14 protein-coding genes are annotated in these 16,873 nt (G+C 69.9%); 5 read left to right on the top strand and 9 right to left on the bottom strand.

Translation table 11 applies throughout. The features are described 5' to 3' along the window. The first annotated feature begins 449 nt into the window (after positions 1 to 449). Positions 450 to 1,529 (top strand): serine hydrolase domain-containing protein, encoded by a 1,080-nt coding sequence (locus AC3WRT_RS05535; protein ID WP_492720083.1) that lies wholly within the window; start codon positions 450 to 452, stop codon positions 1,527 to 1,529. Positions 1,530 to 1,942: 413 nt separating this feature from the next. Here the strand turns inward: AC3WRT_RS05535 and AC3WRT_RS05540 are convergent, their stop codons facing one another. Further along, positions 1,943 to 3,433, bottom strand: a complete 1,491-nt coding sequence (locus tag AC3WRT_RS05540; RefSeq protein WP_492720086.1) for a sialidase family protein — start codon at positions 3,431 to 3,433, stop codon at positions 1,943 to 1,945. 1,236 nt (positions 3,434 to 4,669) lie between these two features. Further along, positions 4,670 to 5,191, bottom strand: coding sequence for a hypothetical protein (locus AC3WRT_RS05545; RefSeq protein ID WP_492720088.1), 522 nt, complete (start codon positions 5,189 to 5,191; stop codon positions 4,670 to 4,672). 251 nt (positions 5,192 to 5,442) lie between these two features. On the opposite strand from AC3WRT_RS05545, the gene AC3WRT_RS05550 reads away from it, so the two are divergent. Beyond that, entirely contained in the window at positions 5,443 to 5,730 is a 288-nt protein-coding gene (locus AC3WRT_RS05550; protein WP_492720191.1) for a VOC family protein, read from the top strand. A 32-nt stretch (positions 5,731 to 5,762) separates the two neighbouring features. On the opposite strand, the gene AC3WRT_RS05555 is transcribed toward AC3WRT_RS05550, so the two are convergent. The 6 genes from AC3WRT_RS05555 to AC3WRT_RS05580 all read right to left on the bottom strand — a co-directional run bounded on the left by AC3WRT_RS05555 (position 5,763) and on the right by AC3WRT_RS05580 (position 11,917). Next, on the bottom strand, positions 5,763 to 7,070 hold the full coding sequence (locus AC3WRT_RS05555; RefSeq protein ID WP_492720090.1) for a class I SAM-dependent methyltransferase: 1,308 nt from the start codon (positions 7,068 to 7,070) through the stop codon (positions 5,763 to 5,765). A gap of 61 nt (positions 7,071 to 7,131) precedes the next feature. Continuing rightward, positions 7,132 to 8,157 carry a molybdopterin-dependent oxidoreductase gene (locus AC3WRT_RS05560; protein ID WP_492720092.1) on the bottom strand — a complete coding sequence of 342 codons (1,026 nt, stop codon included), beginning with the start codon at positions 8,155 to 8,157 and terminating at the stop codon, positions 7,132 to 7,134. 46 nt (positions 8,158 to 8,203) lie between these two features. Continuing rightward, a complete protein-coding gene (locus AC3WRT_RS05565) occupies positions 8,204 to 9,115 on the bottom strand; it encodes a patatin-like phospholipase family protein (RefSeq protein ID WP_492720095.1) in 912 nt (303 codons plus the stop codon). 59 nt (positions 9,116 to 9,174) lie between these two features. Next, positions 9,175 to 9,615, bottom strand: a complete 441-nt coding sequence (locus tag AC3WRT_RS05570; protein WP_492720098.1) for a DUF1348 family protein — start codon at positions 9,613 to 9,615, stop codon at positions 9,175 to 9,177. 94 nt (positions 9,616 to 9,709) lie between these two features. Then, the gene (locus tag AC3WRT_RS05575) at positions 9,710 to 10,180 is read right to left on the bottom strand and encodes a methyltransferase family protein (RefSeq protein ID WP_492720101.1); all 471 of its coding nucleotides are present in this window, start codon (positions 10,178 to 10,180) and stop codon (positions 9,710 to 9,712) included. 54 nt (positions 10,181 to 10,234) lie between these two features. Further along, positions 10,235 to 11,917, bottom strand: coding sequence for a SulP family inorganic anion transporter (locus AC3WRT_RS05580; RefSeq protein WP_492720103.1), 1,683 nt, complete (start codon positions 11,915 to 11,917; stop codon positions 10,235 to 10,237). 282 nt (positions 11,918 to 12,199) lie between these two features. On the opposite strand from AC3WRT_RS05580, the gene AC3WRT_RS05585 reads away from it, so the two are divergent. After that, positions 12,200 to 13,183: a universal stress protein gene (locus tag AC3WRT_RS05585; RefSeq protein WP_492720106.1), complete on the top strand. Its 984-nt coding sequence runs from the start codon at positions 12,200 to 12,202 to the stop codon at positions 13,181 to 13,183. 394 nt (positions 13,184 to 13,577) lie between these two features. Next, complete coding sequence (locus AC3WRT_RS05590; protein ID WP_492720109.1) at positions 13,578 to 14,585, top strand: LuxR C-terminal-related transcriptional regulator; 1,008 nt, start codon at positions 13,578 to 13,580, stop codon at positions 14,583 to 14,585. A 6-nt stretch (positions 14,586 to 14,591) separates the two neighbouring features. Here AC3WRT_RS05590 and AC3WRT_RS05595 read toward each other — a convergent pair whose 3' ends face one another. Further along, positions 14,592 to 16,052 (bottom strand): DUF2252 domain-containing protein, encoded by a 1,461-nt coding sequence (locus AC3WRT_RS05595; protein WP_492720111.1) that lies wholly within the window; start codon positions 16,050 to 16,052, stop codon positions 14,592 to 14,594. Between the two features lie 175 nt (positions 16,053 to 16,227). Between AC3WRT_RS05595 and AC3WRT_RS05600 the strand changes: the two genes are divergently transcribed. Further along, complete coding sequence (locus AC3WRT_RS05600; protein WP_492720113.1) at positions 16,228 to 16,872, top strand: 4'-phosphopantetheinyl transferase family protein; 645 nt, start codon at positions 16,228 to 16,230, stop codon at positions 16,870 to 16,872. Position 16,873: the final 1 nt, after the last annotated feature.

The raw sequence follows: 16,873 nt of genomic DNA on the forward strand, positions 1-16,873 counted from the left end.
CAGCCGACCAGGCGGCCACTCGCTCACCACGCGCAGGCGGCGACGGATCAGCTCACCACGGCGAAGGACTGGTCGTTCACATGGCCGCCGCGGAAGGACCTGTTCGAGCTGGCAGTCTTGTGCGGAGGTCTGAATGCGTAATCGCCGGCGCCGTCCAACGTTTCTGAGGCGCGGCGGCGGCGAAATGTCATTGTGACCGTCGAACGGCCATCGTTTGACCGATTACGGCTGGGCGCTGCAGAAACTGGGTGTTGGGATCGAACACGGCGATCGTACTGGCCTAGCCGACTCACGTGTTTGACGCTGCCGTGTACTGAAGCAGCTGCCGCGTGCTCCCCTCAGGTTCCGGATGAGTCGCTCGTCATCGGCCGGCTTCGAGAGCTGGCCTGTCGCCCGCGGCGTCCCAACACTGGGGCGGCTGAGTCCATACGGGGGTAGCGTGGCCACACGTGAGCGGGCATCCCTCCGACGTCGTCGACGCGCTCGCCGCAGCCGGACGGGAGCCGGGCGGTGCGGTGGCAGTCGTCCGTGATGGGGCCGTTGAGATCGACCACTGCGCCGGCACTCGCGACGGGGCTTCACCGTGGACCCCGGACACCCTTGTGATGACGTTCTCGGTCGCGAAGCCGTTCGCTGCGCTGGCGTTTCTCGACGCCGTGGCTGAGGGCCAGTTCGGGCTGGAGCGGCCGGTCACCTCGGTCTGGCCCGCGTTCGGACAGTCCGGCAAGGAACGCACGACGATGCGTCACCTGCTCTCTCACCAAGCCGGGCTGCCCGCGTTTCCCGAGGATGCGGCGCGGGTTGAGTACGACGACCGCAAGTCGCTCGTGGAGCTCCTGGCCGCTGCTGCCCCCATCCATCCGCCCGGTGCGGGGGTCGCCGAGCACGCCCTGACCTACGGTCACCTGCTCGACGAGGTCCTGCGCAGAGCTAGCGGTGAGCCTCTGGCGGAGCGGTTCGCCCGAATCGCGGCCGCCGCCGGATGGGACCTGCACCTGCGCGTCGAGGACCACGACCTGTCGCGCGTGGCAACTCTGGTGGACGACACGGGCGCGTGGGGGTCCGGCTACCTCGAGGACCCCCGATGGGGCCCGGCCCTGGGGCGACCACCCGGGCTACTGGAGCCGGAGGTGCTGAACTCTGATCGCTTCCGGCGTACCCCGTTCCCGGCCGTTGCCCTGCACGCCACCGCCCTGGCCCTGGCGTCCTTCTACGACGATGTGACCAGGGCCGAGGGCCTGGTCGCCACCCGCCTCGGCCACGACCTGTGGCGGGCTTACATCGGGCCGGCGGCGACCGGGCATGACCTGGTGCTGAACCGGCCTGTCACCTGGACCCTCGGGTTCCAGATCAGCCATGAGAACGGACGGGTCGAACTCGGAATGGGAGGCGCCGGGGGTTGCTCGGCATTGGCAGAGCCGGCAAAGAACTATGGAGCCGCGTACTTGACCAGGGGACTGGGTGGCCACGACCGCGGCGACCTCGTGTGGGAAGCAATCACAGGCAACTCCCCAGCGTCAACCGACTGACCGATCATCGGAACCAGATGGACTCGCAGGTCAGATCGCCCGAACGGCCGGGCGCGCACGTCCATCCGTGTCGAACAGACGCTCGAGGACGCGCCCACACTGGTGTGCGCCACACTGGTGCCTTGGGGCGCGGATCTGGGCGTGGACACGAGCATCCCATCCCGCCGGTGCCACCCAGCCGCCGGCACTGCTGGGTCCGCGGTGGTTCAGATGCCCCCGGCCCGCACCCGGGCATGGTGCTGGACTGGTGGACGTACACCGGGAGAGCCTCCTGCCCTACGTCTACGCCGGCATGTCCACAGCGGCCATCTCGTGGCGCATCCGCGACGCACTATCCACTCTTGGTCGTTCGGACTCGAGCCGAACTAGTCCCCGGGTCGAGAGTCGGAAACTTCTGGTCGAGGGCGATTTCGCTACGGCGTGGGGTCGGGGTAGGAGCCACCGTAAATGTCAGAGTTCCCAAAGGTCGGCGGGCAGTCTTGCTCAGGCGCCGGCGCTGGTGGAGTGAGGCCGTTCTGCAGCGCCTGCCGCCAGGCGTCGATGGCAGGGCAGTCGGCCGCGTTGCGGACGTCGTTCCACACTCCCGCTCCGTAGGTGCGGGTTGCGACCGCGTACACGTAGTCACCGAGGAACTCGGAGAGCAACGCGTTGGCGCTCGAGCCCCGCGGATCCCCGGGAGCACCGCGGTGCAGCTCCGTGAATGCGCTCGTGGGGGCTGCCGGGGTGGCTGAGGAGTCGGCGTGCTTGACCACGCCGACCAGCGCGCGGGGTGTGGATGTCGTCGGCTGGTAAGGGGTGGTGAAGGCGTTGTACACGACGTATACGTCAGTCCCGTTGGGCGAGATGGCCGGAGCGGCAAACAGGCCCCTATCGCCTCCCGACTCGATCGCCCGCGGGGCCAGCCACGAGGACCCTCGGTTTGTCGACTCGGTGAAGTAGACGTGCGGGATCGCCAAGGTTCCACTGACGTACGCCATCACGATCCGGTCTGTCGCACCGGCGCCAGTCGGGGCACCGTTGGCGATGTCGACGCTGGGTGCTGGCGCCAGGTCGCTGCGTGCGCCGGCAACGCCGTCGATCACCGGGCGACCTTGTACCGGGTCGAGGACCCCCGGCTGGGTCACCGGTCCTGCGACCGGCGTTGGCCGCGACCAGTTTGCTCCACCGTTGGTCGACACCGACATCAGCTCGAACGCCTGGTTCCCGGCTGAGGGGACCGTGCCCACTCCGAAGACGTAGGCGTTGCCGTGGCTGTCCGTGCGGATCGTGCATCCGTCGGTCGGGTTGCGCTGGCTGTTGTTCGCGGCAGCTGAGATCTGATGTTGTGTCCACGTGTCACCGCCGTCATGGCTGACTGCCACCTGCAGCGGCGCAGGTGCGGCGTTGCCCTTCTCCTGCCCGCGGAACGATGCCCAGCACACGTACGTCGTGCCGAAGTAGGGGCTGGAAGAGACGTTGTCCGCCCAGATCTGCTCCTTGTCTGAGAAGGTCGTCGAGGACTGCCGGGAGATCACGACCGGCGGCATCCACGCGGCCTTGTTGCTGGCGGCGGCGGCCTGGACGTTATCGGTACGGGAAACGGCGATCGCCTCGAACCCTTTGAAGGTCTGCTCCGAGCGGGTCGCGCCCACGTTGGACGTGAGGTTGGCGTAGTACAAACGGGAGCCGTTCGCCCAGCTGAACCCGCCCGGGCCGGGCCGCGGTCCGAACGCCACGGCAGGGTCACCATCGGAGACGAGGCCGTTCTCGGCGTACCACGGCAACGTCCCGATCGGCCCAGGGTGCGCCGTGCAGCCGGGGTCAGCCGCACCGACCGCCCCGAGGCAGTCTCGCGCGGTCAAACCGGTATAGGTCGGCTGGATCCAGTGGGTGCCGGAGTCGAACGAGAAGTACACCCCGGACACTCCGACGCCTGGAGTGAACGGACAGGTGTTGTCTGCGCCGGCATTGCACGCTTCCATGTCGATCTCGTCGTTTGCCCCCGCAACCAGGATCGACGGGTGGTTGGCGTCAACCGCTAGTGCCGGCTCGTTCTGCTTGTTCTGACTGAAGGGCGTCGGGGGACTTCCCACGCTCACCCGGACGTCCCCTCCAGGCTGAGCCGAACCGGGGGACGCCCCCACGGCCGCCATGGTCAAGGTGACTGCCAAAACCGAGAACACAGATCGCAGACGCATGGAACCCCCACTGCCACTCTGCCCCGACACCCTCAAACGTACTCTGATTGCCCTGCCATGCCAACGGCCCGAGGCGGCCGGACACGGCCCACCGGGGGGCCAGGGAAACGCATCGTGTCAGGACTTCGCAGCCTCGGGGGCCTTCTGGCCCGGCGGTACGCCCAACCCCGCACGCGACGGATCCGCGATCTCGGGCCGTCAACACCGCCAAGTCCGCCAGTGGTCCGGAAACATGGAAGCCACCGGCCGTGTCTGGCTGGTGCGGCTACGCCCACCGACTGGGCTGCCATGAACGCCACGACGCCCTCACGTCACCCAAGCCGAGTACAACGCCCTCGCCCAGATGATCGCCTCCTGCTGGAGCCGTCGGGTGGGCCCAGGCGGCGAAGCCCCCTGAGCAGGACCTTGGACCAGGGGTTGGGTCCCTCGTCGCGCATGACCTGATGCGGGAGGTGGCGCCTGTGGCGGGTCTCCGGGTTCGTTCTACCCGGGCCTGCGGGACGACGGATGCGGCGTCCGTGCCACACCCGCCGCCCCCGTCGCTGCGTGGCGGCAAAACGCCTGTGCGCCGTTGAGTCGCAGCGCCGGCAGATGCAGCGAGAATGGTTCGAACGGCGCGGATCCGCGTGACCTGCTGCGCCCGCATATGGGGGCCCCGCATCCCACAAGGCCCGAGCGTCTGGATGCCCACACACGGCTGAAGCAAGTCGCACGTGAGTCGGCAGCGCGTCAACACTGGTGGCATGGCAGGCGGATCGGGACGAGGGCACGAGCGGCGCTGCCACGGACCGCAGGCCCCAATCCCGGGCGGGCCGGGGCATGGGCGGCCGTATGCCGTCTACGGGGTAATCCGCTGAAGCATGCCGGTGTGCCGGCCCATAGGGCGACCTCGTCCGTCGTCATCGACTCGAGCGCCGAGGAACGCTTCGCATCTCGCCGGGTACCCAAGCGCCGGAAGCGTGCTCAGCGCGCGTCGCAGCTGATCCCCGCCGCGTGGAGTTCGTTCATCGCCGGGTTGTTGTCGAACATCTTGTGGATTTCGTAGTAGGCGGCGTCGAAGGTGTTCTGCCTGCCGGTCGCGGCGGCCGCCGCCATCCTCGCCGTTGCCACGTCGGACACCCGCCGGTATGCCTTGAAGGCTGCGACCGCCGGCCGGTCGGCGTCGGTGACCGGAATGGCGTCCACTCGGGCGTCGAAGGCCCGGTACAGCGAAGTGAGCTGCGGCTGTTCTGATTCGAAGACCTTGATGGGATATGGAGCCGGATGTCCACCGCCACCGTAGATCTCGAGGACCTTCGGCTGGAGCTCCGTGCAGAGCTGATTGGCTTGAGCGACATAGTCGAGTCGGGCGAGGGACGTAGCCGCGACCGTCGGAGGGGCGATCTCCGTGGTGGCCTTGGTGGAAGAGTCGCTGCAGCCCATGGCGACGATGGCGAAGGCGCCGCAGATCAGCGCCGCTCGAGTGGATCTGTTGCCCGTCACCACGACCTCCCGCGAATCTTGGTCGACCTGTGAGCCAGCGTCTGAGGGCTTCCATCCACTTCACCACAGGTCCGGGTCGTGAGGAGGCGCATCGGGCAGGCCGACTCCTGCCGTGCTGGTCGGAGATGGCGGCATCCTTCGCGGCTCGGTCCTCGCCGAGTCACAGCAGCGTGCAACGCCGACAACCACGCCTCGGTCAGAGTGCTCGAGACAGCGGGCATGCGCCGTGAGCAGCAACACTCCGTCGAAGTCCTCTGGCAGGGTCCGTCGTCTACTCGACTGCCGACGAGTTCGAGATCCGTCCCGGACCTGATCGCACGCCGGGGCTGGACTTCGTGCGTCTCGATGAGGCCAAGAAGGCCAAGAAGGCCAAGAAGGCCAAGAGCAGACTGCACCTCGACTTCCGGCCCGACGATCAGGACGCCGAAGTGGCTCGTCTGGTCCCTCATGGCGCCCGTCGTGTGGACTCGCGTCAGGGGGATCCAGCGCGGGTCGTGTCGGCCGGCCCCGAAGGCAACGAGGTCTGCGTCCCCGGTCAATGACCTCCTCGGCTGCCGTCCGTATTGTCTCGGCGCTACGCGAGTGGCCCTGTGGCCGAGTGGCTGGTCCGGGTCCGGGGAAAGCCGCTGGTACCGCCGGGGCCGGGCTTGACGGCGAGCACCTGGTTGACGCCGAGGCGGTTGGACGTGAACGCGAGTGCGGAACCCGCCATGTACAGCCGCCACACGCGGGCCCGCCCCGCGCTCGAGAGCTCGACGGCTTGGTCCCAGTTCTGGTCGAGGTTGGCCACCCACGCGCGCAGGGTGTCGGTGTAGTGCTCGCGCAGCGACTCCACGTCGCGGACCTCGAACCCCGCTGTCTCCAGCACGTCGACCGTCGTCGACAGGGGATGCAGCTCGCCGTCGGGGAAGACGTAGCGCTCGATGAACGAGGTCTTGTCTCCCTTCGGGTCACCGGGCGGCCCGGGGCGACGTGAGATCGCGTGGTTGAGCAGCCGCCCGCCTGGGGCCAGGAGGGAGTGCAGGTGAGCGGCATACCCACCCAGCTGGGACAGGCCTACGTGCTCCGCCATCCCGACGCTGGCGATGGCGTCGTACGGCCCGTCTGGCACGTCACGGTAGTCCTGGACGCGGATCTCGACCCGGTCGGCGAGCCCGTGCGATGCGACGGCGGCGCGGGCGAAGGTTGCCTGCTCCTGCGAGAGGGTGACGCCCACGGCCGTCACGCCGTACTCGCGGGCCGCGTGGATCACGAACGCCCCCCACCCACACCCCACGTCGAGCAGCCGCATCCCGGAGGCCAGACCCAGCTTGCGCGCCACCAGGTCGAGCTTGGCGCGCTGCGCGTCCTCGAGCGTGTATGCCGCCGAGGGCGACTCCTCGAAGTACGCGCAGGAGTAGACCATCGACGGCCCAAGGACGAGGGCGTAGAAGTCGTTGCCCACGTCGTAGTGGTGGGAGACGGCCTTCACATCACGTCCTCGCCCGTGCCGGTGACCGGAGAGCCGGATCTCCTCGGCGGGCGGCCGAGGTGGCGGCCCCAAGGCGCCGAGACGCACGACGGCCTTGGCCACAGCGGCCGTGGTCTGTCGCCCCACCTGCACGCCCGGTCCCCGCGCCGGGTCGGCCAGCGCGTCGAGGCGGGCCAACACGTCGACGAGGTCTCCCTCGATCGCCACGTCTCCGGACACGTAGGCACGGGCGAAGCCCAGCTCGTTGGGTGCCCAGACGAGGCGGCGCAAGGCGCGTCGCGACCTGAAGCGAACAGCCACTGCGGCATCCGCGGGCCCGGCGGAGCTGCCGTCCCAGCACTCGATGCGTACCGGGATCTCGGTGCCGAGCGCCGCGTCGACGACGGTTCGGAGTACGGCGGCGACGTCCATCGCACCCTCCCTTCGACGTCCAGAGTCAACGTAGCGCCACCGGGTGTCCGTGCGGGTGGCCTCACTGCAGCGGGAACGGCGACTGCGACCACCAGGGTTGTGGGTCGACGCTCACCTGCGCGACCCACTTGACCCACCAGAAGCCGCGACGCCCGGGGGCGACCAGCCTGACCGGCGCGCCGTGCCCCGGAGAGAGCGGGGCGCCGCCGACATGGGTGGCGAGGAGCAGCGCCGGGGCGTCCTCGGATGGGAAGCGTCTGGTGTAGCCGGTCAACGAGCGCACGACGATCGATCCGGAGTCCGGCGTCCCGATCAGGGTGTCCAACCGGACGCCGCGCCAGGCTTGCTCGGCCCACCAGCCGCCTGTGCAGTCCAGCACCGCCGACTGGGTCGTGCTGGTCATCGCGAGCAGCCGGCTGTGTGCGATCCGCAGCGTCGGCTCGCCTGGTCGCTCCACGACCAGCTCGTACGCGTCCAGGTCGACGCGAGGCACGTCGTCGGTGAACCACTGTGTGACCGGCATCGTGGAGGGTGCGCCGGATCCCGTCTCGTAGGACCCGGTCGCTCGCCGGTGGGCGCCGGGCAGGGCGCCCAGCGACGTCACGGATTCCACCGCCCCGTATGCCAGTGCCGCGGTACCGCCGAGGGCGATCGCTCTCATCGCCGTCCGTCGAGAGACGTCACCGGCACGGAGCCGTTGGCGTCGGCCGATCACATGCACGGCGGCAAGCGGTACGGCCGCGACGGCCGAGGCGACGTGCACGGTGAGCACGGTGACCCCGGCGACCGCCAGCGGACCGAGCATGGCGTGCACGATCCCGGAGAGCAGGCTGACGGCGACGAGCACGGCGAAGACGAGCGCCGCCGTGTGTGGCCGTCGACGGTGCAGTCCGCGTCGCACGATCACGGTCTTCCACGGCGCGAGCACCACGATGCCGAGACCCAGGATGCCGTGGAGCACGCCCACAACCCTGGACGCCGGCCAGCCCTCGACCCCGAAGGCCAGCCAGCCGGTCAGGAAGGCTGCCACCAGCAACAGGAGGAGCGCGAGGTTGGTCCGCCGGCCCGCCCGGACCAATACCGCCACCGCTCCAGTGTGCCCCCGCGAGCCGGGAACGACGTCGGCTCCGGCGTCAGCGCCAGAAGTCGACGAGCTCTTCCGCGAGGGCGCGGCCCTGGTCGTAGCCACCCCGCGCGGCTTGGGGACGCGTTGACGGGTCCAACGCATTGGCGCCGAAGACGTCACCCGCGCCGGCGTCCGGAAAGACGGTCCGGACCGTGCTGCCGCCCGCGCGCAGCTCGGCGACCTGGGCTGCAAGGTCCATGCCCCACTCGAGCGGCATGCGCGACCTGCCGCTGAACGGTGACAGCACCAGCACCTGCCGGTAGCCGGCCGCCAGGTCGGCGTTCTCGCTGCGACGGTAACCGCCGTTGAGGTACCGGCTCTGGCCGATGCGGTAGGGCGTCATGGCCGACGTGCTGGCGGCGACGGCGTCGACCAGGTCGATTCTGCTGTGACGGTCGAAGACGACCGGTTGACCGGTGTGGGCATCGACAGCCGGGATGAGCACACGTTGCTGTGGCCATTGCGGGCTGGGAAGCCGCGCCGCGACGATGTCGCGCCAGCGCGCCGGGTCGGAGCCGTTGGCAGCATCCAGCTCGAGCGCCGCTAGGCCCATCCTGCGGCGCATGTCGGCCGCGTCCTCAGCAGAACCGATGATGTCGTTCGACCACTGCAGGTAGCTCGGTCCCGAGAGGCCCGAAGGACGTCTTCGGCCCGGCCCGGCGCCGGCCTGTGACTGGGGCGGCTCGGCGAGGATGGCGGCATACAGCTCGGCCGGCTCTGTCCCGCTGGTGACCTGGGCAGCCACCGTCGATCCGGCCGACGTCCCGACGACGAGATCGGCCTCGGTCAGGTCGACGCCGGCAGCCGAGAGACCGGCGATCAGACCGAGCTCCCACGCGTTGCCTGCCGCTCCGGCGCCTGCGAGAACCAGGGCTCGCCCATGCGAGGCGATGCGCGGAGTGGAAGGTGTCGTGTCCATGCGAGTCGCCTTTCGGGAGTGGCCTGTCGGGCGCTCCGTACGCCGGAGCCGCCAGGGCTTCAGAAGGTGGGCAGCTCGCCCTCGCCGGGAGTGACGCGCCGCTCGGACTCCTCGATGGGCACGTCGTTGATGCTGGCCTCACGGCGCCGCATGTAGCCCAGATCGTCGAACTCCCACTGCTCGTTGCCGTAGGACCGCCACCACTGGCCTGCCGCATCGCGCGACTCGTACTGGAAGCGGACGGCGATGCGGTTGCCCCAGAAGGCCCACAGGTTCTTGCGCAGCCTGTAGTCGAGCTCGCGTTCCCACTTGCGAGTCAGGAACTCGACGATGGCCTCCCTGCCGACAACGTGCTCGTCGCGGTTACGCCACTGGGAGGTCTCGGTGTACGCCCCGGCCACCCGCGTGGGATCACAGGTGTTCCATGCGTCCTCGGCCGCCTGCACCTTCCGGCGGGCCGTCTCCTCGGTGAATGGTGGGAGTGGAGGTCGTGGATCCATCGGCTGCTCCTGGGGACGTATGCGTCTTCGCACCCTATCGACGCGCGGGGGCCGTAGCCGTTCAATTGGGTCCAGTGCGCGCCCGCACCCGCTCTCAGAGCCAGCGACGGACCCGGTGGGTGTAGTCGTCGTAGGGCGCACCGAAGCGCTCGTGGAGGAACTGTTCTTCCGGGCGGATCGCACCCCACAGAAGGAGCTGCACTGCAACCGGCAACAGCACGAGCCCCCAGAACGTCGGTGCCAGGAACACCACACCGAGGTAGAGCGCGAGGAGGCCGACGTACAAGGGGTTGCGGGACAAGCGGTACGGTCCCTCCTCGATCACCGAGTGGGTCGCCTGCCCGGGCAGCAGCCCGGTGCTGTGCCGGCTGAAGAGCAACAGCGACCAGCCGTTCCACAGGGCGAAGAGGCCCACCAGCACCCAGCCGACCGGGATCCGCCAGCCACTGAAGGCGACAGGGTCGCCCCCGACCAGCGTGGCGAGCCAGCCGAGAACGAGGGGGGCGCCGACTGCGACGGGCGGCCAGAGCCGGAACGCGACAGATTCCGTGGAGCCGTGAGCCATGACCTGATTGTCGCTGGCCGGGTGTTCAGGTCAACGTATGCGTGTGCAGCGCGCTCACGTCGCGGCGTCGGGGGTCGGTTGGCAGGCATCGACGGCTGCACTGACGGTGCCGTGGAAGTGGTCGGCCCCGATCGCCCGTGCGAGGCCGACGGCCTCGAGGTGGTCGCGCAGCTCCACGGTGGCACGAGCCAGATGGAGCTCGATGTTGCGCTCACGCAGACCGTCGATGACCTCGCGCAGCGCCTCCTCGGCGCTGGCGTCGACCTCGCTGATGAAGGAGCCGTCGAGCACGACGTGTCGCAGGGGTTTGGGCGCGCCGTCCACGGCCGCCCACAGCCGCCGTTTGAAGAAGTGGGCGTTGGCGAAGAACAGCCGGTCCTGAATCCGGTAGACGACGACGCCGCCGGTGATGCCGGCATCCGGGTCGTCGCCGACGTCGACGTAGCGGTCCTGCTGCGCCGACCAACCGAGGACGGCGTCCGCGGGACGGGCTGCCCGGCGGACGATGTCGGCAATCGAGAGCACGACTGCGATGGTGATCGCCTCCAGCACTCCGACCCCGACGACGCACACCACGGTGATGGCGGCGATGACGACCTCGGCCTTGCTGCTGCGGGCGAGGTCGCGCCACTGGGCGGGGTCGATCAGCTTCGCTCCGGCGTAGACGATGACGGCGCCGAGCACCGCGGCCGGGAGGAACTGGATGGGTCCGGTGAGGAAGAGCAGGATGGCCGCGATGGTGGCCGCGGCGGTGAGCCCGCTCAGCTGGCTCGTCGCGCCCATGTCGTCGTTCACCGCTGTGCGGGAACCGCTGGCGCCGACGGGGATTGCCTGGGTCACACCCGCCGTCATCTGGGCAACCCCGAAGGCGAGCAGCTCCTGGTTGGCGTCGACGACCTCGTGGTGCCGGGAGGCGAAGGATCGCGCGGTGAGGATGGCGTCGGAGAACGCGACCAGGGAGACAGCGAGCGCAGCGACCACCAGGCTGCCGACATCGGATCGGGTCAGATCGGGGAAGGCAGGCCGTGGGAGTCCGCTGGGCACCGGGCCGGTGACGGACACGCCTCGGGAGGCCAGGTCGAACGCCCAGGAGCCGGCGATGCCGAGCACCACGAGAAGGAGCGCGCCCGGGATCCGCTTGCTGACCGCTCCGGCCACGACGAGGAGCGCGAGGGAGAGGGCGCCGACGACCACCGTCGCCGGATTGGCGTCGCCCAGGTGACTGGCGATGTCGACCGCCTCACGGACGGCTCCTGCCTGGTCGGTGGAGACGCCGACCAGCTTGCCGAGCTGACCGAGGATGAGCACGACGGCGACACCGGTGATGTATCCGACGAGCACCGCTTGTGAGAAGTAGTCGGCGATCCAACCGAGCCGGGCTGCGCGGGCGAACAGGAACACGATCCCGACGATGATCGCGAGCATCGCCGCGAGGGCCGCATACTCCGCACTGCCGCTGGCGGCCAGCGGCCCGATCACGGTCGCGACCAGCAGAGCGACGGGGCCCACGGGGCCGATGACCACTCGGGGAGCCGACCCCAGGAAGGCGTAGGCCACGACGGGCAGCAGGAGGGCGTACAGGCCCCCGCTGACCGGCACGCCGGCCAGCTGGGCGTACGCCATGGATGCCGGTAGCGCCACGGCTGCCACCGTCACGCCGGCAACGACATCGGTGCGCAGCCGAGCCGCCGAGTACGACCCGAAGGAGCGGGCGAACGGCACGTATCGGGTCGTCATCGGTGGACGACTCGCCGAGGCGAACGCCTTGCGACCCTGATAGGCCTTCGTGAAGGGCTGCACGTTCACAACCAACCGGACCGGACCGCATCCGTCATCGCCCGCCGGGAATGACCGGTGTTGGTGAACGGCGAGACGCAGGATGGTTGCGCTGCGTTATCACGGCCACAGTCCCGGAGCACGGGACCAAGGTCCCGGCGAAAGCGGCCCTTCGCACCTGTTCGTCCCCGGGTGCGCAGGGCGAGCGTGGGAGTGGTAAGGCACCGCATACAAGGAGTTGCCATGCTCTCGAGAGCCGGAGTGCCCGTCACGGGCCCCGTCCACCACACCGCGAGCGCCGAGAGCGCCGATAGTGCAGAGAGACCCGACCGGCCGGTGGTCGTCGGGGTCGACGGGTCGCCTGCGAGCCTCTCAGCCCTGAGGTGGGCCTGCGAGGACGCCGCTCTCCGGGGGGTGGCGCTGCGTGCCGTTGCGGCCTGTGGGCTTGTGCCCCTCGGGCGCGGGATCCAGATGGGCGCGCCCGCGGCGTGCGTCTCCAACGACCCGGAGGTCCTCACCGGGGAGTACCTGAGGAGGGTGGTGGCGCCTGTCGCCGAGGGATTCCCGGGCGTGCCCGTCGAGCGGGACGTACGCTCGGGCCGGATCGAGGACGCGCTGGAGTTCGCATCGCACGCCGCGACCGTCGTGGTCGTCGGGATGACGGCGGCCCAACAGCTGCTGCGTGGGTCCGCCACGGCCGTGGTGGCCCAGCGAACGGCGTCGACGTTCGTGACGGTTCGCGAGGACAGCGCTGGCCGGCCGGCCAGGGCACCGGTCTCGAGAAGGCCCGTCGTCGTCGGTGTCGACGGGTCCGAGGCGAGCAGGCGGGCCCTGGCCTGGGCCTACGACGAAGCGCTGCTGCGGGGTGTCGGCGTGAGGGCCGTCGCTGTGTGCGCGACCCATCCTGCGTCGTCGGTGGTCGCACGGAGCGGCGCCGCGCTGCACGCCATCCCCGGGCAGGAGTTCGCCGCGTCTGCCCAGCTGCAGAACGCAGTGGCCGCACTCCACACGACCCAGGCCGGACCGCCCGTCGACCAGGTCGTGATGCAGGGGGATGCCGGCGCATGCCTCGTCGAACAGGCTCGCACCGGGCAGCTGCTGGTGCTGGGCACCCGCCACCGTCAGGAGGAGCGCCCCGAGCGTCTGTCCCGGACGGGCAGGTGGCTCGGTTCCACCACGACCCGGGTGGTCGGCCATGCTCGAAGCGCCGTGGCCATCGTCCGTTGAGGCGCACTGACCCGGTCGTCGTGCGTTTGACGAAGTGAGCTCCGGTCCTCGACCCCTCCACAGCCATCGAGGACCGGAGCTTTGCCGGCTTGCGCAGCAGCCCACGGATCTGCGGGCGCGCACCCCCCTGGATGTGCTCGAACTGCCTCTGGCGTGCTCGAGGGCCCGGAGCCTGATCTGCTGACGCGATGGCTGGCCCGGACAGTCTCGAACGTCGCGCCTCATGCCGGGAATCCGCCCGTGGGGGAGTCCGCCCCTCATCCTCCGGCGGAGGACGGCCGCTCGCTCAGATCGGCGCAGCGCCGTCGTCGGGCGCTACGGTGGCTCCGGGCGACACGGAACCAGGCTGGAACCGTGTCGCACGGAACCACCCGCCGTTCACCGAGGAGGCCCCGTGGAACTGAGCGATGCCGCCGTCCGCGCGCTCCGGCACGCGGACCAGGTGATCCACGAGGCGGACCGGGCAGACGTCTTCGCCGTCTACGACGCGTGTCGTGCGGCGCTCGGAGCCATTGCGCAGGTCGACGACTTCTACGTGGCGCTCCTGCGGCAGCAGGAGCCCCAGCTCTCCTACCCCTATCTCTTCAGCAACGGCCGTTACCTGGAGGGCGGCACCCTGGCCTACGGCCCCGGGGGAGTCGTGGCCTGGGTCATGGCGTCGCAGAAGCCCTACCGGTACAGCGATGACCAAGGCGCGCTCCTGAACCGGGGAGTCCGGTTCGGCGACGAGGAGCTGTCGGCGGATGCGGCCGTGGTGCCCATGGTGGGGGAGGACGGGGTGGTCGGGCTCCTGGGAGCGCTGTCCGACACTCCGGGAGCCATCACGGACGAGGCCGTGACGGCGATGACCTGGCTGGCGGCCGTGGTGCTCGACCGCGTCCTGGCGGTCAGCCCGAGCAGACGGCTGAACCTCGGGCTGGTCTACCCGGAGCTGGCTGACTCCGGTCGGGCAGGCACCTTGACGGCCGTCAACCAGGCCGCCTCCGCACTGAGCCGGCTGGCGTCCGAGATCGACGACGTCCGTCGACGGCTGACGGAGAGCCCGAGCGACGACTCGGCGCTGGACCAGCTGGAGGCCCTGAGCCGCCGGTGTTTCGAAGTGCAGGCCGCTCTCGTCACGCGCCTCGGCACGCAGGCCGGCCCCGACGCCGGCGCACCGCAGGACCAGAACCCGCTCGAGATGCTGTCGCCGCGGGAGCGCGCGGTCGTGGCCCTCGTCACCGCCCCCGACGGCGATCCCGGAAACGCCGGCATCGCCAGAGAGCTGAACATCGGAACGGCGACGGTGAAGACCCACATGGCCTCCGCGCTGGCCAAGCTCGGTCTGCGCCACCGCAGCGAGCTGCGCTGGCTCGTCCCGGACGGCTCGGTCGCCGACTCTCCCGGCGACCGAGGGGCCTGACCGCGGCTACAGGCCCGTCTCCGCCTCCAGGCGCCCGGAGGCGACCGCGTCGACCAGAGCCTGGTAGTCGCGCTCGTTCTGGTCGGCGTAGGCGACGGAGAAGTCCGTGATGGCCTCGTCGAAGGACTCGCCCGCTCCCAGGTAGGACGCGATCGCGATGCGGTCGCCGGAGCGCGCGTGGGCCCGGGCCAGCGTCGCGCCGCAGAGCTGCGCGTATGCCGTCATCGCGTCCGAGTGCATCGCGTCGACGTCGGCGGAGCCCTTCCAGTCACGCAGCTGACGAAGGTAGAAGTCACGCACCTGGCCGTCCAACCCGTTGACGCGCTGCCAGCCGAGGAAGATGTCGCTGGCCGCCTGCATCAGCCGCTGCCCGGCGACGACGCGCTGCCCGTGGTTGGCGTACCTGCTCTTGCCCACGAACCTTTCCAGGACCGACGCTTCGGCCTCCTTGGCCTGCAGGAAGAGAGGGTCCTGGTCGTCCCTGCCGAGCAGGAGCAGGATCCAGGCACGTGTGCCGACACTGCCTACGCCCACCACCTTCCGGGCGGCATGGACGTAGTGGAAGGCCTCGAGCAGCTCGCGCCGGTCGGTCTCCAGCGTCCGTCGATAGGAACGAATGAGGGCCTGCAGCTCCCCTTCGAGGTCGTCGCGGCGCGCGCCCGCGGGCATCAGCTCCTCGATCGGCACGATCAGGGGGACGTCGGAGACGATGCGCGGTTGTCCGTCGACCTCGTGGGTGAGCTTGGCGAAGGCCTGCATGCTGTCACGGGTGCGTGCCTTGGCGAGGTTGGCCTTCGTCCTGGCCCGCTGCTTCTTGGAGACGCTGCTCTTGAACGTCTCGAACGCCGTGTCGACATCGATGTGGGCGTACCAGACGTCCAGATTGCGAGCCGACGCGAACAGCCGCATCCGGGTGCGGTACTCCTCGACGCATGCCCGGACGACCGCCCGGCGCTCTGCAGGCGCGAACCCCCGGTCCCGGCCGGCGATCTCGAAGCTCGCCGCGAGCCGCTTCACGTCCCACTCCCAGGGTCCGGGAAGGGTCTCGTCGAAGTCGTTGATGTCGAACATCATGCGACGTTCCGGGGAGGCGAAGATCCCGAAGTTCGACAGGTGGGCATCTCCGCAGAGCTGGGTGTTCAACCCAGACCGGGGGGTGGCGGAGAGGTCGTTGGCCATGATCAGGGCCGCACCCCGGTAGAACGTGAACGGCGAGACCAGCATCCTGCCGTAGCGCACGGGCACGAGCTCGGGGACCCGGCTGAGGCCTTGCCCTTCCAGCAGCGCGATCGGGTCGGCTCGGTTGGGGTGCGGCTCCCAGCGGCCATGGCTGCTTCTCGACGTCTCGTTGCGGGCGGCCTTGCCCCTGGCCACACGCTCAGCGACGCTCAGGTGGGTCAGCCTCCGGGCAGGCTTGCCCTCGCCCAGCTCCGCAGGCCTCGTCGTCGGTGTCGTCAGAGTGCTCATCGTCTCTCCTCACAGGCGTGACGCCTCCGGGACGGTGGGCGTCGCAAGCTCCTCCCGACGTTGTCACCAGGAAACGCCTCTGGCATCACCTCCAGAGGGCGATGTCGGCCCGATCGCGAGCCCTCTTGCAGGGTGGGCTCCGGCCACCGATCCTTGGCGTGTGGAGAGCGGTGGCGTGACCGTCGACGTCTGGGTGCGCGAGACGAGCGACGTGGGACCCTGCGACCCGGCCATGCTCGATGTCGAGGAACGCAAGCGGTGGGCGCGCCTCGTGCGCCCGGACGACGCGGCGGCGTACCTCTCGTTGCACGTGCTCGCCCGCTCCGAGATCGGCCGTGTCGTCGGCCGATCAGCGGCGTCGCTCACCTTTGACCGCACGTGCCCCGACTGCGGCCGCCAGCACGGCGCCCCACGCCTGCTCGACGAACCCGCGCTGCACGTGTCGCTGAGTCGCACCCGGTCCCTCGTCGCGCTCGCGCTCAGCCGTTCGGGCCGGGTCGGTGTCGACGTGGAGGACCTCGACGGGGCGCGCTTCGCCGGCTACGAAGCCGTGGCCCTGCTCCCGGACGAACGAGCCTGTGCAGCAAGGGGACCCGCTGACGTGACCGCGTGGGTGCGCAAGGAGGCCGCCCTCAAGGCGCTCGGGAGCGGCCTTCGTCTCGACCCCACGACCTTCGCGACGCCGTCGCCCGGCGTTCCGGCCCAGGTCGCCCCCCGTATGCCATGGGTGACCGTCGTCGACCTCGACGTGCCGGCACCGTATGCCGCCGCCGTCGCTCTCGAGGCCGCCACGGGACCGGTGACGATCCGTCGCCACTGAC

Source organism: Terrabacter sp. FW104-15G4B, assembly GCF_058790095.1.